This window comes from Amycolatopsis acidicola, from assembly GCF_007713735.2.
GTDB classification, from domain to species: Bacteria; Actinomycetota; Actinomycetes; order Mycobacteriales; family Pseudonocardiaceae; genus Amycolatopsis_E; species Amycolatopsis_E acidicola.
On sequence record NZ_VMNW02000055.1, the window covers coordinates 13,966 to 34,239 of the forward strand.

18 protein-coding genes are annotated in these 20,274 nt (G+C 70.3%); 5 read left to right on the forward strand and 13 right to left on the reverse strand.

Features of this window, described 5'->3' with window-relative positions; all coding sequences use genetic code 11:
• Positions 1 to 2 precede the first annotated feature (2 nt).
• The 8 genes from FPZ12_RS29210 to FPZ12_RS29245 form a co-directional block, all read right to left on the reverse strand.
• Complete coding sequence (locus FPZ12_RS29210; RefSeq protein WP_166462945.1) at positions 3 to 842, reverse strand: nuclear transport factor 2 family protein; 840 nt, start codon at positions 840 to 842, stop codon at positions 3 to 5.
• Entirely contained in the window at positions 839 to 1,951 is a 1,113-nt protein-coding gene (locus FPZ12_RS29215; RefSeq protein ID WP_144755947.1) for an LLM class flavin-dependent oxidoreductase, read from the reverse strand. The genes FPZ12_RS29210 and FPZ12_RS29215 overlap by 4 nt, the downstream gene beginning before the upstream one ends.
• Positions 1,952 to 3,337, reverse strand: coding sequence for a phytoene desaturase family protein (locus tag FPZ12_RS29220; protein ID WP_144755950.1), 1,386 nt, complete (start codon positions 3,335 to 3,337; stop codon positions 1,952 to 1,954).
• 79 nt (positions 3,338 to 3,416) lie between these two features.
• Positions 3,417 to 4,766: a PepSY-associated TM helix domain-containing protein gene (locus FPZ12_RS29225; protein WP_243770090.1), complete on the reverse strand. Its 1,350-nt coding sequence runs from the start codon at positions 4,764 to 4,766 to the stop codon at positions 3,417 to 3,419.
• Positions 4,767 to 4,792: 26 nt separating this feature from the next.
• Positions 4,793 to 6,178, reverse strand: a complete 1,386-nt coding sequence (locus FPZ12_RS29230; protein ID WP_144755956.1) for a copper resistance CopC family protein — start codon at positions 6,176 to 6,178, stop codon at positions 4,793 to 4,795.
• The gene (locus FPZ12_RS29235; protein WP_144755959.1) at positions 6,175 to 6,894 is read right to left on the reverse strand and encodes a DUF1775 domain-containing protein; all 720 of its coding nucleotides are present in this window, start codon (positions 6,892 to 6,894) and stop codon (positions 6,175 to 6,177) included. The genes FPZ12_RS29230 and FPZ12_RS29235 overlap by 4 nt, the downstream gene beginning before the upstream one ends.
• Before the next feature lie 65 nt (positions 6,895 to 6,959).
• Positions 6,960 to 9,275: a YncE family protein gene (locus FPZ12_RS29240; protein WP_144755962.1), complete on the reverse strand. Its 2,316-nt coding sequence runs from the start codon at positions 9,273 to 9,275 to the stop codon at positions 6,960 to 6,962.
• A 242-nt stretch (positions 9,276 to 9,517) separates the two neighbouring features.
• Positions 9,518 to 9,997: a hypothetical protein gene (locus FPZ12_RS29245; protein WP_144755965.1), complete on the reverse strand. Its 480-nt coding sequence runs from the start codon at positions 9,995 to 9,997 to the stop codon at positions 9,518 to 9,520.
• A 666-nt stretch (positions 9,998 to 10,663) separates the two neighbouring features.
• Here FPZ12_RS29245 and FPZ12_RS29250 point away from each other — a divergent pair.
• From FPZ12_RS29250 to FPZ12_RS29265, 4 genes are all read left to right on the forward strand, one after another.
• A complete protein-coding gene (locus FPZ12_RS29250; protein WP_144755967.1) occupies positions 10,664 to 11,380 on the forward strand; it encodes a helix-turn-helix domain-containing protein in 717 nt (238 codons plus the stop codon).
• 11 nt (positions 11,381 to 11,391) lie between these two features.
• A complete protein-coding gene (locus FPZ12_RS29255; RefSeq protein ID WP_144755970.1) occupies positions 11,392 to 12,204 on the forward strand; it encodes a hypothetical protein in 813 nt (270 codons plus the stop codon).
• Between the two features lie 105 nt (positions 12,205 to 12,309).
• A complete protein-coding gene (locus FPZ12_RS29260) occupies positions 12,310 to 13,149 on the forward strand; it encodes a helix-turn-helix domain-containing protein (RefSeq protein ID WP_144755976.1) in 840 nt (279 codons plus the stop codon).
• A 188-nt stretch (positions 13,150 to 13,337) separates the two neighbouring features.
• Positions 13,338 to 14,273 (forward strand): PDR/VanB family oxidoreductase, encoded by a 936-nt coding sequence (locus tag FPZ12_RS29265; protein ID WP_144755973.1) that lies wholly within the window; start codon positions 13,338 to 13,340, stop codon positions 14,271 to 14,273.
• 220 nt (positions 14,274 to 14,493) lie between these two features.
• Here the strand turns inward: FPZ12_RS29265 and FPZ12_RS29270 are convergent, their stop codons facing one another.
• The 5 genes from FPZ12_RS29270 to FPZ12_RS29290 form a co-directional block, all read right to left on the reverse strand.
• Positions 14,494 to 15,186 carry an SDR family NAD(P)-dependent oxidoreductase gene (locus tag FPZ12_RS29270; RefSeq protein WP_166462946.1) on the reverse strand — a complete coding sequence of 231 codons (693 nt, stop codon included), beginning with the start codon at positions 15,184 to 15,186 and terminating at the stop codon, positions 14,494 to 14,496.
• Positions 15,183 to 16,913, reverse strand: coding sequence for a 4-oxocyclohex-2-ene-1-carboxylate 5-dehydrogenase (chcC2, locus tag FPZ12_RS29275; protein WP_144755671.1), 1,731 nt, complete (start codon positions 16,911 to 16,913; stop codon positions 15,183 to 15,185). Before chcC2 ends, FPZ12_RS29270 begins: the two co-directional genes overlap by 4 nt.
• Before the next feature lie 22 nt (positions 16,914 to 16,935).
• The gene (locus FPZ12_RS29280) at positions 16,936 to 17,682 is read right to left on the reverse strand and encodes an SDR family NAD(P)-dependent oxidoreductase (RefSeq protein ID WP_144755673.1); all 747 of its coding nucleotides are present in this window, start codon (positions 17,680 to 17,682) and stop codon (positions 16,936 to 16,938) included.
• Positions 17,682 to 17,966 (reverse strand): Dabb family protein, encoded by a 285-nt coding sequence (locus FPZ12_RS29285; RefSeq protein WP_144755676.1) that lies wholly within the window; start codon positions 17,964 to 17,966, stop codon positions 17,682 to 17,684. Before FPZ12_RS29285 ends, FPZ12_RS29280 begins: the two co-directional genes overlap by 1 nt.
• A 96-nt stretch (positions 17,967 to 18,062) precedes the next feature.
• On the reverse strand, positions 18,063 to 18,845 hold the full coding sequence (locus tag FPZ12_RS29290; protein ID WP_144755679.1) for an IclR family transcriptional regulator: 783 nt from the start codon (positions 18,843 to 18,845) through the stop codon (positions 18,063 to 18,065).
• A gap of 113 nt (positions 18,846 to 18,958) precedes the next feature.
• Between FPZ12_RS29290 and FPZ12_RS29295 the strand changes: the two genes are divergently transcribed.
• Positions 18,959 to 20,263 (forward strand): MFS transporter, encoded by a 1,305-nt coding sequence (locus tag FPZ12_RS29295; RefSeq protein WP_243770091.1) that lies wholly within the window; start codon positions 18,959 to 18,961, stop codon positions 20,261 to 20,263.
• Positions 20,264 to 20,274 lie beyond the last annotated feature (11 nt).

A 20,274-nucleotide genomic window follows, 5' to 3' on the forward strand; every position in this document is an offset into this window, starting at 1 on the left:
ATTCAGTACCGCTTGGTTCCGGGTGGTTCCGGCGAAGTGCCCGCCACGTCCGCGATCGCGCCGAACGATCCGTCGAGTAGTTCCAGCACGGTGCCGTCCGGATCGCGCAGGTAGATCACCCGCACCGGGCCGAAGAACCCGGGCTCGGCCCAGAGCCGTTCGCCGCCCGCGGCCTCGGCGGCGGCGAGCGTGGCGTCCACGTCGGTGACCCGGATGCCGAGGTGCGGCAGGCGGGCGGCCGGATCCCGCTCGCGGCACCACTCCGGCACCGGGCCGTCGAAGCTGAACAGCTCGATCCCGGTGCCGTCCGGGAAACCGGCGAGCGCGACCCGCACGTTCTCCGCGCCCATCGACATCGCCGCGGCGGTGCGGCCCAGTTTCCTCGGTGGGGCAAGGAGTTTCGCGCCCAGAGCGTGGTAGAACCCGATCGAGCGGCCGAGGTCGCCGACACGGACGCCGAGGTGGTGCAGCCCCTGCGGCGGGACCAGCTGACGCCGCAGCGCGCGAGTGTCGTACCAGGTGGTGACCTTCGTGATCAGCCCGTCGCGCAGATCGAACACGTCGAGCGCGGAGAAGGTGATCGGGCGGCCGTCGCGCAGCCGTCCGGCGAAGTCGATCTCGGTGGTGATCGCGTCCGTGGCTTCGATCCACCGGGTCACGCGGTCTTCGTGCTCGGCGTAGCCCGCGAGGATCTTCGGGAAGTGCCCGAGCGCCGCCTCCCGCCCGGCCACGGCAGGCGCGCCGACCGTGTGGATCTCCACGTCCTCGGCGAACACCTTCGCCAGGTCCCCGAAGGAATCCGAGTTGATCGCCGCGAAGTAGCGCTCGACCACCGCCCTCACGAACCCACCAGTTCCTTCAGCCGCGCCATCGCCTGGAAGGACCACTTCGCCAGCGACGGGTCGCCGAACGCCGTGATGTTCCACATCACCAGGTGTTCCAGGCCCGCCTCGCGATACTCGTAGAGCTCTTCGGCGACCTGTTCCGGCGTGCCGCAGAACGCGTAGTGCCGCACCACTTCGGGTGGGATCGCGTCGATGATCCGCAACGACTCGGCGCGCGGGACCGCGGCCGGGATGAAGTCGTGGAAACCCGAGCCGGCGTCCAGCGGGGGTTCGACGCCGAGGTCGCGGAAAACCTGTGAGGGCAGCAAAACGCACAGCGCCCGCACCAGCGGCGCCTCGGTGAGGCGGCGGACGGTCTCCTCGTCCGGGCCCATCAGGAGGTAGCCGAGCATCCCCGGGGTGATCTTCGCCGGATCGCGGTCGGCGTCCTGCGCGGCCTGGCGGATCGTGCCCAGCGCCTTGCCGTAGTCGGGCGCGGTCATCTTGGTGGGCAGCCAGCCGTCGGCCTTGGTGCCGGTGAGCTTCAGCATCCGCGGCCCGTGCGCGGCGGTCCAGATCTCCGGTGGCGCGCCGCCGTACGGCGACAGGCCGAGCACCGCGTTCTCCAGCTTGTGGAACCGGCCCTCGTAGTGGACCGGCCCGTCCGCCTCCCACAGCAGGCGCATCACGTCGATGCCCTCGGACAACCGGGCCACCGGCTTCTCGAAGGACATGCCGTACGGCGTGACGTTGAGCTTCTCCCCCGAGCCCAGCCCGATGATCGCGCGGCCCTTCGTGACGTGGTCGAGGGTCAGCGCGGTGGCCGCCGCCATCGCCGGGTTACGCCGGATCAGATCCGTCACGACCACGCCGACCCTGATCCGCTCGGTCCGCGCGCCGACGACGCCCATCATGATCATCGGGTCGAAGTAGGTGTGCGGGTTGGCCTGCACCTTCGCCAGCGGCGTCAGGTCTTCGGTCCACATCGTGTCGGCGTGCCAGCCCATGAGGTGATCGGGCCACCACACCGCGTCGTAGCCCTCGGCCTCGCTGCGCCGCGCGAACTTCACCGCCGCGTCCGCCGGCGGCATGATCTGCCCCGGCACGCCGAGCTGCAGGCGCTCCACTCAGTACCTCCATCCGTCGCCGAAAGCCGGGATGCGGGCGCCGAGGTAGTCCTCGACGCAGGTCAGCGCCGCGCGCGCGGCGCGGTCGGTGCCGATGCCGCGGCTGCGGAAGGTCTCGCTGGCGAACCACAGCCCGTCGACGTTGGGCGCGCGCCAATGCGGCCGGTACTTCCCGACGAGCCCGGGCATCTGGATCACCCCGAAACTGGGCTCGAACACCAGGTGCCGCCTGCGCCACACGGCTTTCCCGAAGCCGGGCCACATCGTCACCGCGTCGCGTTCGAACGCCTCCATCGTGGCGCGGCACCATTCCTTGTCCCGGCCCTTCGCGCCCGGGATCACCGCGCCCATCACGTGCAGATGCGTGCCCTCGGGCGAGCATGACGGGTCCATCGCGGACTGGTCGAACATGAACCCCGAACAGTCCGTGGACGGGGTCGCGGTCCAGGTGGCCAGCTCGCGCGGGTCGTACTTCGTGACGGGCTCCTCGGTCGCGAGGTACAGGCCCAGCCAGGCGATGCGGAACTTGTCCTGCGCGAGGAACTCGATCTGCGAGGCGTACCACTCCGGCAGCGCCGAGCGCGGGACCACGTTCAGCACGTTCCACACCGGCAACGTGGAGATCACCGCCGGGGCCTCGAGAATCTCCTCCTCGAAGAACTCGTTCGGCAGCACCTTCGGCTCCCGCCCGACCGCGACCCCTTTCACCGCACCGTTTTCGATGACCACACGCTCGACGGCCGTACCCAGCCGCAGCTCGCCGCCGTGCTCGGTGATCGCGTCGGCGAGGTCTCGCCACAGCCCGTCCCAGCCCTGGCCCGGCCAGCACGAGTAGGCGGCGGTGTTGCGCTCCTCGAAGTGCATCTTGCGGACGTAGAGGTTGTCGCTGGCGGAGTGGTCGTACCAGTTGTCCGTCATGCACTCCAGCACGGAGATGAACTCGAACAGGTCCACCACGCCCTGATCCGACGTGTACTGGTGGATCCACTCCCGCAGCGAACGGTCGTCCCAGTCGTCGAGCTCCTCGTACGGGGTTTCGACGAGGGCCTTGATCACCTTCTTCAGCTCGGCGCGGTCGGTGTAGCGGTCGCGGACCGAGCCCCAGCCCTTGCCGTTCTCCCAGATCGGCATCTCGTTGCTGACCTCGCCGTGCACCAGCTCCTTGCCGACGTGCTCGAAGACCTTGGTGATCCCGGAGCCGCCGTCCTCGATCAGGTGCCCGCCGAGGTTCACGGTGAACCCCTCGTCCGGCACCGCCATCGCGCGCCCGCCCAGGTACGGGCTGCGGTCGAGGACGACGACCCGCTTGCCCTCCTTGGCCAGCAACGCCCCGGCGGACAGCCCCGCGGCCCCCGCCCCGATCACCACCACGTCGTAGCTCGGCATCAGTCACCCTCTCGCAGGCTGCCCGTCCACCATTGAGCACCCGCGAGAGTTTGTCAAACGTCCGGTAGATAGGCGCCTGTCACGTCTCGCCGGACCGCCGCCGGGCGACCCGGGTGAGCACGGCGTCGGCCACCACGAACACCACCAGGCTCGCGCCGAACACGGGCAGCACCCACGCGAGCGCCGCCACCGCGAGGAACACGAGGAGCAGCACCGGCGGCGGCACCTGGCGCCACACCGGTTTCGGCAGCGACGCCCACCTTCCCCGGTACGGGTTGTGGATCCACCACATCCGGTACCCGAGGAGCACCAGCGCGAGCAGGGCCACCGCGACCACGGCGAGCAGGATCTGGTTCGCCAGCCCGAACAGTGAGCCGGTGTGGAACTCCGTGCCCAGCGTGCTGAGCTTGGCCGCGAGCGAGTAGTCGCCCCAGCCGAGGCGTTCGGTCACCGTCGCGGTGTACGGGTCGATCGCGACCGCCGTGCGGTGGACCGGCAGTCCCTCGGCGATTTCCGTTACGGTGTAAGGCGAATCCACGCTCACCGGCGGCACGACGGACAGCTCGCCGCTCAGCCCGGCCGTCCGCGCGAGCGCCACCGCTTCGTCCACCCCGATCGGCTTCGCCTGCGCCGGCACGGCGACAGGCGCGGCGGCCAGCGCCGGGGCGCGGAGGTGGAGCGGGTCCACGGACTGATCCGCGCGGCCGCCCGCGAACTGGCTCATCGCCAGCCCGGTCACGCTCACGACGAGCAGCCCCGCGGTGAGCCACAACCCGGCGGCGCCATGGATCGCCCGTAGCCGCTGCCACCCCGTTTTTCCCTTCACCGCAGGGAAAACGACCTCCCGCCACGGGCGTTTGCGGCGCGTGCGCGCGAACCACAACACGAGCCCGCCGACCGCGATGACGGGCAGCCAGCTCGCGGCCAGTTCGGCGTAGACCCGGCCCGCGGGGCCGAGTTGCAGATTGCTGTGCAACTTCCGCAGCCACGTGTTGGCTGGCAACCGGTTCTCGGCCGTGGTCAGCTCGCCGTTGAGATAACCGGTGTACGGGTCCACGAACACCGTGCGGTCCGGGGTGCCCGCCGGGCCCGGCACCGCGAGCACCACCCGGGTGGTGCGATCCGGCGCGGGCGCGGTGAGCACGGACTTGAGGGTGGACTCGGGGTGCGCCCGCAGCGCCGTCTCGATCTGCTCGGCGAGCGGGCGCTGGACCTCGCCGACCTGGCTGACGTGCAGGTCGCTGTGGTAGAGGCTGTCGTGGATCTGCGGGCTGAACACATACACGAGCCCGGTCAGGCAGAGCACGGCGAGGAACGGCGCGACGACGATTCCGGCGAGGAAGTGCACCCGCCGCGCGACGAGCTGCACCGTAGTGCTCAGCCGCGGCGCCGGAGCCGGCCGTCTGCGCGGTGGAGAGGTGGTCGACACGGCGCCTCCTGGCTGCGGGCGATGGGTCATCGCACGTCGATGGGCTGGGTGAGCGTCTGCGTGCGGCCCCCGGTCGCGACGTCGAGGCTCAGCTGCCACGAACCGCGCCCGGGCAACGTCGCTTCGCCCGCCAGGTAAGCGGTTCCGGCCTGCCGCAACGCCAGGGGCACGGTCTGCCCGTTGCCGGTCAGCTTCGCCGTCACCTGCACGTCACCCGGACCGAGCAGGGACAACCGCGTGTCGAGCCGCACCTGCTGCCCCTCGTTTTCGGGCAGCACGACCAGATCCACCGAACCGGTGTCGAAGGCGAGCCTCGTCGGCGCCACCTGGTCCCGCACCGCCGCCGGGGCCTGCGCGCCGGAACGGGGCAGGAAAGCGACGAACACCAGCCCGGCCATCAGCACGGAAACCCCTGCCGCACAAAGGATCCGTGACCGCAGGAGCATCGCGCCGCCCAGCGCGAGAGCGCCGGCGGTGAGCACCGCGACGTGCCCCGCCAGCATGAGCGACCCGCCCGGCGAGCGTGGCTCGGCGAAGGTCCACGTGGCGAACACCGCCGCGGCGCAGCCGAGCACGGTCGCGCCCCGCCACCACCGCTCGCCCGCGTTCTCGGCGTCGGGCAGGCTCATCAGCTGCGCGATCCCGAGCGCGACCGGAATCAGCACGGCCAGCCGAGCGAGCAAAACACCGCCGCCCGCCGACTCCAGCGCGCCGGTGAACAGCCGCGGATCCAGTACATCCCGCAACGGCGCCCAGGCCGCGTACGGGCCGAAGGACAGGAACGTGACGACTGTCCCCACCCCGAGCGCCCACGCCGACGTCTTGATCAGCCGGCGCCGCAAGCGAGTCGGCCCGGTCAGCGCGACGGCGAACACGGCGGCGGCCAGCAGCCCCATCGCCACGATCGACAGCACGCGCGCGGTCGAGTAGACCACCGAGACCGTCGTGTCGTGCGTGGTCTCGATCGCGGGCACGCCCTCGGGTTCGATCGTCGAGAACACGTCGAAGGTGAACGTGCCGCTGATCGGTTCCAGCCGGTCCGAGGGCATCGTCCACGCGATCGCGTAGGTGCCCTCGTGACGTTCTTTGGGCATGGGCACGGAAATCCGGTCCTCGCGGCCGTCCGGGTGCACCGGCCGTTCGAACACGACCTGGCTGCCGTCCGGGTCGAGGACGCGCACCGTGGCCAGCCCGGCCGGCACCGGCCGGTCGAAGGTCAGCACGACCTCGTCCGGCGATTTGACGAGCTCGGCGCTGCCCGGCGAAGTCGTCAGCAGCACGGGATTCCCGGCCGGCGACGGGGTCGCCGCCAGCACGATCGCCCAGCACACCCCGACGAGCACGAGAAACCCGAGAAGCGGCGCCGCGACAGGGCGGCGGCGGGTCCGGGAGCGTTCCTTCACCAGCGTCATTCCGCACCCGCTTTCCGCCGCGCACGCAGCCAGACGACACCGATCACGACGGCCGCGAGCACCAGCGCGCCCCACAGCACGGAGTACGGAAACCCTGTGCTGCTGACCATTTCCGTCCTGGCCGCCTGGTTCGCGGGCGCGGGCGAAGCGGCGGCTTCGCCCTTCGCCACGGCGCCGGGCGTGCCAGCGGCACCGGCGACGGCACCGGAGCCGAGCGTGATCACCGGCGCGGGAGCCGTCGTGGCTCCCCATTGCGCGACGGTGCCGTCGGCGAAAGTCTGCTTCGCTTCGAACGTGAGCCGCCCGTCGCCGGGCAGCGGGCCGAGCGTGACGAGGAACTGCTCGAACTCGCCGGGCCGCACGGACCCGCCGTCGAGCACGAGCGAGGCCGCGACCTCGCTTACCGTCCGGTCTCCGGCCTGGACGGGCGGGTCGAGCGGCCGCGGGGTGACGGTGACGGTCCAGCCCGGCACCGGATCGACCTTGACGTAGGCGACCGGCGGGTCCGGCGGGAACGTGAGCTCCAGGCGGGTCGTCGCGGTGCCCGGTTTCCCGTCGGCGAGGCGGAAGGCGAAGGTGTGCGTGCCACCGCCGTCGACCTGGTCGGGCACGATGGACACCTGCGCCGAGGCCGGCGCGGGTGCGAGCAACAGCCCGGCGAACGCCGCGCACAGCGCGATCACGGTGTGGAGCAAGGCTTTCTGGCGGTGGGACATCGCGGACTCTCCTCGAAGCCGTGGCCCGGGGCGGGGGCCAAGTCCCGCCCCGGGCCACGAACCGGTCAGCTACACGCGGACGGGGTGATGGGGTTCAGCTGCTGACAGGTCAGCTGGCTGCGCCAGCTTCCCTGGTTCTGCTGCGCCCAGCCGTTGTAGACCAGCGGCACGGGCAGGACGCCCTGACCGCCGTAACCGGCCTTGCCCGAGATCGAGCCGTCCATCTTGGTCGAGGACGTCGGGTCCAGCGTCAGCTGGCCCGCCACCTTCGCGTCCGAGATGTTGCCGTCGTTGTTCGGGTCGATATCGATGATCTGCATGACGTTGGAGAACTTGTTCGACACGTAGGCGTAGTAGCCGCCGCCCTTCTTGGCACCGAAGTTGATGCCGTGGCAGCCACCCGTGCAGGGCAGGTCCTTGACGATCTGGTCGGTCTTCGGGTCGACCACCGTGACCGTCTGGGACAGCACGTTCGCCGCGAGCAGCGCCTTGCCGTCCGGGCTCACCGGCAGCTGGATGGTCAGCCCGCCGAACGGCGCGCCGCTCTTCGGACCGTCCTGGGGGCTGTAGTTCGCCCACAGGTCGATCGTCTTGCTGTGCACCTTCTGCCCGTTCTCGTTACAGGCGTTCCCCGCCAGCGAGACGCAGGTGAGCGACTCGCCGAGGAAGTCGGCCGTGTAGAACTTCGAGGAGTCCGGTGTCATGCTCGTCGCGATCGGGAACTGCCCGGTCTTCTCCGTCTTGACCGTGCCCGTCGGCATGTCGATCACCGACGCGTTGTTGGTCAGCACGTTCGGCGTGACGACGGTCTTGCCGTCCGCGCTGGTCCAGTGCGCGTGCGGGTGGCGGACCTCGCCGGTCGGGCTGACCGTGATCTTGCGGAGCACGTTCGTGCCGCCGGGCGCCAGCTCGACGACCTCGTTGCCCGCGTTGATCCCGATCACCAGGTTGTCACTGCCCGGTTCCGTCATCACGTGCGCCGGGTTGTGCCCGACCTGGGTGGAGCGGATGAACTGACCGGTGTTGCGGTCGAACACGTCCACCTTGTCGGAGAACCATTCCGTTTGGTACAGGTACTTGTAGTCCTTGTCGGTCCACATGTTGTGCGGGTTGTTCATGTCGATCGACGGAGCGCCGATCTTGCGGTCGACGGTCCAGTTGGTGACGTCGACCTTCGTCGCGGACCCGACCTTGTCCTTGCCTGCCCACTCCTCCATCTCGGTGTCGATCCACACCTCGCCGACACCGGGCGCAGCGGGAAGCTGGTTCCCCTTGGCCAGTGTCTTCGGGTACGAGAACTTCGTGTCGAAGTAGGCGTCCAGGTTCGGGATCAGCACCGGGTTGCCCGCGGCGTCGTACTCCAGGATCGGCACCGGCGGCTGGATCGGGTCGAACGAGTTCTCCGAGTCCGCCTTGAACTGCTGCCAGTTGTTCGGGTTGGTGATGTTGAAGAACGTGTTCACCAGCCGGTTGACGATGTCGGAGTTCGTCGGCACCACCAGGTTCCGCGAGTTGACCTGCGAGGCCTTCCCGAAGTCGAGCCCGATGGTGAGCGGATCGTCGACCACCACGGCGCCCAGCATGTACGGCGTCACCATGTCGGTGAAGGCGTACAGGCCCGGCTCGGTCAGCTGGATCGACCGCTCACCGAAGAACGCGCCTGCCGGGTTCTCGTACGGGAAGCCCTGCGCGCCTTCGGGGGCGATGAGCCCCATCGGGTCGCGGATACCGGAGGACTCGTTCGGGTCGACCGTGAAGTTCACCGTCACGGGCGGGCCCTTGACCGCGAACTTGGCCAGGTCGTTGAGCGCTCCCTGCAGGTCGAGGCCGACCGGCAGCGCGTTGAGGTCGAGCGGCTGGTCCGCCGGGAGCGTGGACAGCTCCGTCGCGAACGAGCCGAGCAGCCCCGCCGCCTTCGTGGCCGACGCCGTGGCGTCCGGATTGGACGCCCCGATGGACTGGATCGACGCGAGCGTGCTGTCGAGGTTCAGCGCCTTCCACAGTTCGGTGCCGAGCGAGCCCAGCACCGGCACCTGGCCCGCGACGTTGCGCACCAGGTTCCCCAGCGCGCCGGAGAGGTCGGAGTTGAGCAGGCTGGTCAATTCGCCACCGGTGGTCAGCCCGCCCACCGTGCCGAGCCGCGGCATCTCCGCCACGGCCAGCGACTGGTCGCCGAACAGGTTGAGCCCGGAGTCGAACCACTTGCCGTTGTCGTCCCTGAGGTGGAACGAGATCGGCACGGGGCCGACCCCGACCGGGAACTGCGCCGAGGCCGGTGTGGCGACCACGACGGAGGTGGTGACCGCGGCCGCGGCTACCGCGGCCACCACCCGGAACCGCCTTCGCCTCTTCGAGGCCGACGGCGGAGCTGCTTCGGACATGGGCTTCCTTTCTCTTTCCGGTCGAACCACGGCGCGCGGAAAAGCGGTGGAAGGAAGAATTCCACCGGCACCTGTGGTTCCGGACGAAAAAAGTGAACCACAACGGGAAGCGGTCAATGTTACCCCGTAATGAACTTTGCTCCGGTCCACTTCGGACGGCGTCGTGAATGGGTTCACGGAATGCGCGGTAAAATTGTGCCCACGGTGGGAATGAAATAGCCGCGACACGGGTCGCGGTTATTTCAGCCCAGTAGGTCGGCGACGGTACAGAGCAGCGCGCCCACGAGTCCGTCGGCCATACACCCGGCCGCGGGCGGGCTCGTCGGGGCGGGTTCGGTCGTGGTGGTCGTTTCCGGCGGCGCCGTGCTCGGCGTCGTGGTCGGCTCGGGCGTGATCGAGATATACGTCGGGACGACCGTCGTTTCCGTGGTCACCGATGGCGGATTCGGCGCGGAGATCGTGGCCGTGCCGCTTCGCGTGATCGTCGCCGGTGACGGCGATATCGGGGATGTCACGCCGGTTGGGGCCGGGGTGACCATCGGCGGCGCCGGGGCGGATGGCGTGGCGATCCCCGGTTGCGCGGGAGCCGTCACGCGGGGAGCACCGGCGCTGTTCGCCCGCGGCGGAGGCTGGTCTCCCAGACCTTGGGCCACCAGCCCCAGTGACCAGACACAGGAGACCGCGGCCAGCAGGCCGGCCGCGAACGTTCCGAACTTCAGCATCACCCGAAGACCTGTCCTTCCCGGGAAGCGCGATTCAAAGGTTCCCCTCAGGCATCGCGCCGTCCGCGCGCATATCGTGGGGACGACCCCGGATGCGGCCGGGGTCCCGGCGGGGGCCGGCGGACGGGCGGAACGTCCACCGGCCCCCGCGTTCCGCTCGCCCAGCGCGGCGCTTTCCGTTGCGCCGCGGCACATCGTGGCACGAGCAGCGAAGAGTTGACCAGCCGCGGGCCGCCGCCGTCAACCGGCATCGGGTCACTCCCGTTCATCTCCGCGAAACACCCGCGTTCCGGCAGTTCCCCGGCCCCGGACGGCAGCCCGTTCCGTTCCCGGTCCACAAAGGACGCCGGGGTGTCCGGATAATGCCCGCGCGGGCAAATAGGTCACTCGGCCTTCCGGGTGACGCCGGGGAACGCCGGCCCGGCCTGCTGCGGAAACGGCCGTCATCGACGATCTTGACCACGCGCGCGGATGTGCTATCTTTGCCGTATCGAACCGGCGCGACGGTGCCATTCCCGCCCCGGAATCACTCCCCGGAAAATCTTCCGCGGCAGTTCTTTAATCACTCTTCAACGCGCGCGTGACCCACCGGTCACAAAGGACCGGAGTAATGGGCGGACCGCGGTTTCCGCCACCGCGGCGCGAAAAGTCAAGAAAGGACTCTTCATGCGCGCACCGCATCTGCCGCGCACGATCGGCCACGCCTCCGCCGGCGCCCGCAACCTCCCGGCGGACGCGCTCGAAGAACTGCGGCGGCGGGCCGTCGCCGCCGTCGAATCCGGGATCTCGCAGGCCCAGGCCGCGCGCCAGCTGGGCGTGTCGAGAAGGGCCGTCGGGAACTGGGTCCGCGCCTACCGCTCCGACGGTGAATCGGCGTTCCGCCCGCGCCGCCGGGGCCGCCGCACCGGCGAATTCCTGGTGCTGACCGAACAACAGCAGTCCTGGCTGGTCACCGCGATCGTGTCGGGCCCGCCGGACGAACAGGGCCTGCCGTATCTGCTGTGGACGCGCAAGGCCGTCGCGGACCTGATCCACGACGCGTTCGGCGTCGCGCTGGCCGGGGTCACGGTCGACCAGTACCTCAGCCGCTGGGGGTTCCTCCCGCGCTCCCCCGGCGCCCCGGACTGTCCACAAGAGACGTTCCTGGTCAGCTGGACGCGGCCGGGGCCACCGGCGGGCGAGGGCAGCTGCCACGCGCTGGTGGCGGTGAACCGCCGCGGGCTCCTGCACTTCCACGCCGCGGACGAGCCGTTCACCGCCGACGTGCTGACCCGGTTCCACGGCAGGCTGCGCATGCAGCTCTCCCGCGACGTCCGGCTGGTCGTCCGTGACTGGCCCGCCGGCGCGGCCGCCCTCCCCACCGGCTGGCTCGCAACCTCGTGAAGGGACAGCACATGCGATCGCGACGAATCATGGCCGCCGGCACACTGACCTTCTTCCTCTTGAGCGCCACGCCCGCCACCGCCGCCGAGTCGACGATCGTCTCGTGCTCGGCGACAGTCGAGGGTGCCCCGGGCCGTCAAGTACTGCTCGACCCGGCCTCGGTCACCGCGCCGATCACCAGCGCGCTCGACAAGCTGGATCCGCTCGGGCTGCTCTCCGGCCAGTTCCGGACCGCATGGGCGAACACGAGCCCGATCCCCGTGGGCACGATCCCCGAGGGACGGTCGACGGTCACCGGCGCGGACATCGCGGACGCGGTGACCGGGCGGCTGGGCCAGATTCCGTTGCTGGGGCCGGTTCTGGGGCAGCTGACTTCGCTGCTGTCGCAGACGCTGGACTCGTTGTGCGGCCTCGTGCTGCACGGGGTGGTCCCGGCGCTCCCCGCCCCGCCCGCCGCGCCGGCTCAGCCAGCACAGCCCGCGCAACCCGTCGCCCCGGCGAATCCGGTCAGCGGCGGGCTTTCGTCCACACCGGCCGATGTAGCCGCGCCCAGCCGGTTCGGCTCCGGCGGGGGCGCGCTGTTCGGCACTCCCCTGCCGGTGGCCACGTTCTTCCCGCTGAGCGGATCCGGCATCCCGGGCGTGTCCGCGCCGCTGGACATCAGCCAGCCCACCGCGCTCGGCGCCTCGCCGCAGTCCGGCGGTTCCGCGGACGTCCTGCCCACCAGCGCGGAACAGCTGCCGCTGACCGAACTCACGGCGTTAATGCTGCTGAGCGTCGTGAGCGCGGTCTTGGTGCGGCGCTGGGTCCTTGGCGGGCGTTAACGCCGCGTTACGACCGTCTCCCCGCGATCCGGCGAGTGGTGATGATTCGTTCACGGGACCGTATTGATCACGAACAGGACACTCGCCACCATTCAGGGCTTGGACATGGCCACTCGTGACGCCCGGAGTCTTTCCGCGGAAGCGCTGGAAGCACTCCGGCGAAGAGCCGTCGCCGCGGTCGAGGCCGGGGTCACCCGCGCCGAGGTCGCGCGGCTGTTCGGTGTGTCGAGGAAAACCGTCGGCGCCTGGGTTTCCGCCTACCAGCGCGAGGGCGACGACGCCTTCCGCCCCAAACGGCGCGGGCGCCGCCCTGGCGAGCAGCTCGCGCTCTCCCCCGAGCAGCAGGCACAGACGGTGCGGACCATTGTGGACGGAACACCGGACGAGCACGGCCTGCCACACCGGCTGTGGACGCGCCAGGCGATCGTCGAACTGGTGAACCGGGAGTTCGGGGTGCTGATCAGCGCGGCAACGGTGTCGCAGTACCTCGTGCGATGGGGGCTGATCGAGGAGCCGCGGCTGCTGGAGCTGATGCGCGGCCGGGTCACCGCCGTCGTACCGCGCCAGCGGAGTTCCGCCGCGGGCAACGAGTGGCTCAGCGACGCCGATGTGCTGTGGATGGCCTGGACGCGGCCTCGCCAGCCCGTGGGCGCGCGGCGCGGGCCGGTGTCAGGCAGGCAGAACCTGATGACCGGGTTCCGCGACTATTTCGGTGACGTGAACGTGCTGCTGGCCGTGTCCAACCGCGGGGTGGTCTACTTCCAGGCCCGGCGCGGACCGTTCGACCCGGCCCAGACGACGGCTTTCGTGGAGCGGTTGCTGACCCAGCTGGCGCGGAACCTGAACGTCATCGTCTGCGCGTGGCCTGCCGCGCAGAGCGACCTCCCGAACGCGTGGCCCCGGCGTTTCCCGCAGCGCGTGTCCGTACGCCTCACCCTCGGCTAGGGGCGCGGGCAAACAGCTCCCACTTCGGGATCCGCGTCCCGCTTCCCTTTCGCGGGGAAGTGTGCGTAGTATTTGCCAAGCGCCGCAACGGTTTTCACGCGCCCGGGTGCCTGCGGTGAGACCGCCGACACGGGAATTTGACGTGCGCGCCACGCGCGTGTTCACCGGCTCGCGTTGACTGTTCAGTCATGACCGATCTCGAGGTTCTGCTGGCGCAGAAGGAAACCATCGCCGACGGAGTCGTGCGGCTGACGCTGCGCCTGCCCGGTGGCGGGCAGGTGCCGGAGTGGAGCGCGGGCGCCCACGTGGACCTGCGGCTGGGGACGGACCTGGTCCGCCAGTACTCGCTGTGCGGGGACCCCGGTGACCGTTCGATGCTGGAAGTGGCTGTCCTGCGCGAAACCGATGGCCGCGGCGGGTCGGCTTTCGTGCACGACGAGCTGCAGGCGGGCGCGCTGGTGCGGATCGGCGGGCCACGTAACCACTTTCCGCTCGTCGAGGCCGGCTCGTACCTGTTCATCGCGGGCGGGATCGGGATCACGCCGCTCGTCCCGATGGTCGCGGCGGCCGACGCGAGCGGGGCCGAATGGTGGCTGGCCTACGGCGGGCGGCGGCATTCGTCGATGGCGTTCGCCGACGAGCTGACCCAGAAGTACGGGGACAGAGTGGCGTTGTCACCCTCGGACGAAACCGGTCCGCTGGAGCTGGACGGCCTGCTCGCCGACGTTCCCGACGGGACGGCCGTCTACTGCTGCGGCCCGGAGCCGCTGCTCGCGGCCGTCGAGGCGAAGGCCGCGCGCCTCCCGGTCAGCCTGCACACGGAACGCTTCTCCCCCAAGGAAGACACCGGCGCGCGGACGGGCTTCTCGGTCGAGTTCGCCCGCTCCGGCGTGACCTGCCCGGTGCCCGCGGACCGCTCGATCCTCGACGTGGCGGAGAACGCCGGGCTCCCCGTGCTGTCCTCCTGCCGCGAGGGCACGTGCGGCACGTGCGAAACCCCGGTGCTCGAGGGCACCCCCGACCACCGCGATTCGCTCCTCACCCCCGAAGAACAGGCCGCGAACGACACGATGATGATCTGCGTGTCCCGGTGCCGGGGCGCGCGGCTGGTGCTGGATCTCTGACCCGGGACCGAGCCCGCCGCGGCAGCGCCCCCACCCGGCGCCCATGTTGGCCACTCCCGCCCACGAATTGGCCACCCCCGTTCGCGAGTTGGCCACTCCCGTTCGCGGATCGCCCCCACCGCCGTACCTATCCCGGGGAGGGCAAGCCGACACACCACCCCCGAGGGCCAACACGCCCGCGCGAACGGCCAACACGCCCGCGCGAAAGGCAAACACGCGCTCATCCGGCGGCCGAGTATCCGCCGTCCACGTACAGCGTCTGGCCGTTCACGAAGGAGGCGCGAGCCGACAGCAGGAACAGCACCGCGTCGGCCACGTCGTCCTCGGTGCACAGGCGGCCCAGCGGGATCGCGTCCGTCATCGAGCGTTCGTCGAGGACGCCGTCGGCCACCATTTTCCGCACCAGCGGGGTGTTCGTCCACGCCGGGCCGACCGCGTTCACCCGGAACCCGAGCGGCCCCCACTCCGCGGCGAGCGCGTTCGTCAGCCCCGTGACTCCCGCCTTCGCCGCGCTGTACGCCGCGCGCGCGGGCAGGCCCCGCGCCGCGGCGATGGACGAGATGTTGACGACCGAAGCGCACTCGGCGAAATGCCCGAAAGCCGCCTGGCAGGCGAAGAAAGTCCCCGACAGGTCGACATCCACGACCATCCGCCAGTCGGCCTCCGGGAGCGTGGCCGAGGGGCCCGGGCGGGTCAGCCCGGCGCTGTTGACCAGCCCCGCGACCCGCCCGTACCGCTCACGGATCTCCGCGAACACCCGCCGCAGCGCGGCCGGGTCGCGGACGTCCGCCTGGTACTCGCCCCCGGCGACGTCGATCCCGGCGACGGCCCACCCGTCACCCGACGCCCGCTCTCGGATCCGCGCGCCCAAGCCCGACGCCGACCCGGTCACGACCACCACGCCAGAAGTCACGACCGCACCGATTTCCTCGCCGCGGGCTTCGCCACACGACGTTCTTCGGCGTGCGCGGCGATGTCCCGCCCGACCCGGTAACCGAACACCATCGCCGGCCCGATGTTGGCGCCATACCCCGGATACCCGCCGCCGAACACGCTCACCGCCGCCGTGCCCACGGCGTACAGGCCGGGCACCGGCTGGTTGTCGTCGTCGAGGACCTCGCTGCGCGTGTTGACCGCCAGCCCGGCGTACGTGCCCAGGTCACCCATCTCGATTTTCACCGCGTAGTACGGCCCCTGGTCGATCGGCGCGAGATTGGGGTTCGGCTTGTGGTCCATGTCCCCCTTGAAGTGGTGGAACCAGTTGGACCCGCGCTGGAACTTCGGGTCCTCGCCGCGCGCGGCCCCGGCGTTGAACTCGTCGAGCGTCGCCTGCAGCCGGTCCGCCGGAACGCCGATCTCGCGCGCGAGCGCCGCCACCGTCGGGGCCTTGTGCAGGAAGCCGGAGCGCTTGAAGTAGGTCTGCGGGAACGGCCACGGCTTCGCGTACCCGATCCCGTACCGGCGCATCGCCTTCTGGTCCGCGATGATCCAGCCGTACGTGCCCTCGCGCCCCTTGTCGTTCTTGAGCATTTCGACGCCGTAGTCGTGGTAGGACAACGATTCGTTGGCGAACCGCACGCCCTCGCGGTCCACCGCGATCAAGCCCGGCAGCCCGAACGCGCGCAAGTGCGGGAACCACCGCTTCTGCCCGCGCAGCCCGTGGAACACCGTGACCGGGCCCCACGCCGCCGGCTGGTGCGGGGTGTCGTCGATGTGCCCGCCGAAGGGTTCCGCCAGCCGCAGTGAATCGCCGTGATGGCCGATCGTCGGCGTGGTGTGGTTCGTGCCCTCGGGGTCGTGCGGGAAGAACCGCTTGCGCAGGTCCGCGTTCCCGGAAAACCCGCCGGCGGCGATGACCACGCCGAGCCGGGCGCGCACCTCACCGGCGTGCTCGCCCGAGAGCCGGGCGCCGGTCACGGCACCGGACGCGTCGCGCAGGATTTCCTGCGCGCTGGTGGAGGTCCACATCCGCACCCCGGCCTCGTCCGCCGCGGCGATCATACGGGTCATCAGCGCATTGCCGTTGGTGCGCGTGTACGCGCGCTTGTGCAGCAACGTCTGCGCCCACGTCGAGGTGACGCGCTTCGCCGCGTAGGTGAACGCCTTGAGGTTCTGGTTGGCCTTGAGGAACATCGCGATGTCCGGGCCGACCTCCGGCATGTAGCCGAAAACGGTGTACGACAACAGGTACGGCTGCACGCGAAGCCGGTTGTGGCCGAGCATCCGCGCGTCGGCGGCGGGCACGGTCACCGCGCGGCCGGAGACCTTCGCGCCCGGCGTGTCCATCTGGTAGTCCGGCGCCTTCTCCGGGTACTGGAACTCGATGCGGGCGTCGTCCTCGAAGAAGTTCATCGCCTCCGGCACGCTGTCGAGGAACACCCCGGCGGCCACCGGGTCGTAACTTTTCCCTGCCAGGTGGCGGATGTAGGTCTCGGCCTCCTCGCGAGTGTCCCCTTGCGACACTCCCTGCCGGTTGCCGGGAAGCCACGCCCAGCCACCGGAGATGGCGGTCGTGCCACCGAGGTAGCGGTCCTTGTCGACGACGATCACGCTGTGGCCTTCGTGCGCGGCCTTGAGCGCGGTGGCGATCCCGGCGGCGCCGGAACCGATGACGAGCACGTCGGTGTTGATGGTCTGCACTGTTTCTCCTTCGAAACGTGGTTCAGATGGCCGTGTAGCCGCCGTCGACGACCAGTTCGGCGCCGGTGGTGAAAGCGGATTCGTCGGACGCGAGGTAGAGCACCGCGTACGCGATCTCTTCCGGTTCTCCCTGTCTTGGCAAGGGATTCCCGCCGACGAGCTGGCGGTAGTAGGCCTCGGGCCCGATCGCCGAGTTCTCCGCGGCGGCCCGGCTCATCCGGCTGCGCATCGAACCAGGGTGCACCGAGTTGACCCGGATCCCGTACTCGCCGTAGGCCGCGGCGTCCGCTTTGGACAGGAGCCGCACCGCGCCCTTGGTCGCGTGGTACAGCGGCACGGTCTTGCCGCCGGTGAGGCCGTGGATGGAGGAGAAGTTCACGATGCTGCCGCGCCCGGCGGAGATCATGTGCGGCACGACGGCGCGGGTCATCAGCCAGACGCCCTTCACGTTGACGCCGAAGATCCGGTCGAACTCCTCGACGGTCGCGTCGTGCGACGGCGCGGGGCGGCCGATGATCCCGGCCGCGTTGACCAGGATGTCCGGCGCGCCCAGTTCGGCGACGACCTCTTCCACCGCCGTGGCAACGCTTTCCTCGGACGTGACGTCGACGATCCGGTCCCGCACCGCGAGCCCGTCCCAGCCGCCTTCCGCCGCCGCGCGGTCGAAGTTGACGACGGTCGCGCCCTCTTCCGCGAGCTTCTTCGCCGTGGCGCGGCCGAGATCCCCGGCGGCACCGGTGACGATCGCCGTCTTCCCCGCGACCCTCATCAGGCCACCTCGAAATCGACGGAAACGATCTGCTCGGCACCCGCGCCGGACAGCGCGATCGCAGGCTGGTGCGCGGGATGCGCCGTGTAGGTGGCGACATCCTCGATCCGCTCGAAATCGGCGACGATCGCCGCGTCCCAGGAACGCTCCGCGTGCAGGACGTCTTCGCCCACCGACAGGGATTGGATCTCCGGGATCCGTGCCGGCAGCCCGCGCACCACCGCCAGCCACTCCCCCGGGTCGTACCCGGGCTTCCAGCGGAACAGGACGACGTGCCGGATCATCGGCGACCCCTTTGCTCGACGGAGGATCTCTCCCCCGACGATCGCCCCGCGCGGGTCCGCCGCGAAAGGAGGACTCCGTTGAATGAGAAGTTCGCCCTACATCGAGGTCAGGTCCGCGTCCAGCCGCGGATGCAGGCCCAGCGCGCGGGAGATCGACCGCGCCGCCGCCAGCAACGCGGAAATCTGGGCCGGGGCGTTGCCATCACCGGACGGGACGACCACGTTGAGCGCCGCCACGACGTCCTCCTGCGGCCCGCGGATCGGCACCGCGACCCCGGTGGCGCCCGGCGTGATGAACCCGTCCGCGACGGCGACGCCGCGGCTGCGTACGTCGGCGAGCAGGCTGCGCAACGTCGTCGGGTCGGCCGGGGTGCGGTCGGTGTAGCGCTTGAGCCGTGAGGCGAGCAGCTCCTCCTGGACCTCGGCTGGTGCGTGCGCGATCAGCACGATCCCCGACGAACACGCGTGCGCGGGCAGGCGCCCGGCGACGCGGATGATGTTGCGCGAACCGCCCCTTGTGGACAGTCGTTCGAGGAACAGCGCCTCGAACCCGTCTCGTACCGAAAGCTGGGTATGGTGGCCGACGACGGCGTGGAGGTCCTCCATCACCGGCATCGCCGCCTCGCGCAGGCCCGCCGCGCGCGAGCCGCGGGAGGCCAGCTCCCACAGCCGCACCCCGAGCCGGATGCGGCGGCCCGGCGTGCGTTCGAGGTAGCCGAGCGTCACGAGCTCGTTGACCAGCCGGTGCGCGGTGGCGATCGGCAGCCGGGCGTGCCGCGCGATGTCGGACGCCGTGCGGGTCGGGTTGTCGGCGTCGAAGCACGAGAGCACCCTGTCCACCCGCGTGAGGACGGATTCCCCGGAGTTCGAACGCGCCATGTCCTCATCTTGGCCCACCGCGGCTTCTCATTCAATGGAGCCACTGTTCCGCCGGGTGACCCCGCGCCCGCACCCTTCTGGCAACTCAGGACACATCGACCAAAGGAGATCAGGTGTCCGTTGCTCTGGAAGCCCCCGCGCGCGAACGGGATCTTGCCCGGCGTGCCGCGCTCGCCGCGTTTCTCGGCAGTCTGCTCGAGTACTACGACTTCTTCATCTACGGCTCCGCCGCCGCGCTCGTCTTCAGCACCGTCTTCTTCCCGCCCGGCAACCCCACGGTCTCGGCCGTGCTGGCGCTCGCGACGTTCGGCATCGCCTACGTCGCCCGCCCGCTGGGCGCGGTCGTGTTCGGACACTTCGGCGACCGCTTCGGGCGGCGCGGCGTGCTGCTCGCGACGGTGCTCCTCATGGGTGCCAGCAGTCTGGCCATCGGCTGCCTGCCCACCTACGACTCGGTCGGCACGCTGGCGCCGGTGCTGCTCGTGATCTGCCGTCTGGTGCAAGGACTTTCCGCCGGCGGTGAGGCGGCCGGGGCCAGCACGCTGACCCTCGAATACGCGCCGGAGGGCCGCCGCGGGTTCTTCACCAGCTTCGCCATGTCCGGGTTCGCGGCCGGGATGGTGCTGGCGACGCTCGTGTTCCTCCCCGTCGCCGCGCTGCCGAAGGACGACCTGCACGCGTGGGGCTGGCGGATTCCCTTCCTGCTCAGCGTTTTCGTCGTCGCGGTGGCCTACTTCATCCGGCGGCGCCTCGACGAAACGCCGGTGTTCACGGCCGTCGAGGAACCGGCACCCGCTCTGCCGCTGGTCACGTTGCTGCGCGAGCAGTGGCGCGATCTGCTCCGGGTGATCGGCTGCTCGGTGTTCGCGGTGTTCCAGACGCTGTTCGCCGTTTTCGCGCTGGCGTTCGGCACGTCCAGCGCCGTGGGCCTGGACAAGGCGTCGCTGCTGTGGGTGTCGGTGGTCGCGAACGCGGTGGCGATTCCCGCGATTCCGTTGTGGGCCTTGCTTTCCGACCGGATCGGGCGGCGGCCGGTGTGGGTGTTCGGCGCGCTCGCTTCGGCGATCACGCTCGTGGCGTACCTGTGGGCGATCAGCACCGGCTCGATGCCGCTGGTGTTCGTCATGGGCGTGCTGCACGCGGGCATCGCCTACAGCGCCGTGAACGGGCTCTGGCCCTCGTTCTTCACCGAGATGTTCGACGCCCGCGTGCGCTACACCGGGTTCGCGATCGGCACCCAGCTCGGCTTCCTGCTCGCCGGTTTCTCGCCGTCGATCGCGGTCGCCATCACCGGCGAGGGCTCCACGGCCTGGTGGCCCGTCTCGGTGTTCGCGCTCGGCTGCGGGGCGATCTCGGCCTTCGCGGCGTGGACGGCCCGGGAAACGCACCGAACCCCGGTACTCGAACTCGGCCGCTGACCCGCACGAAG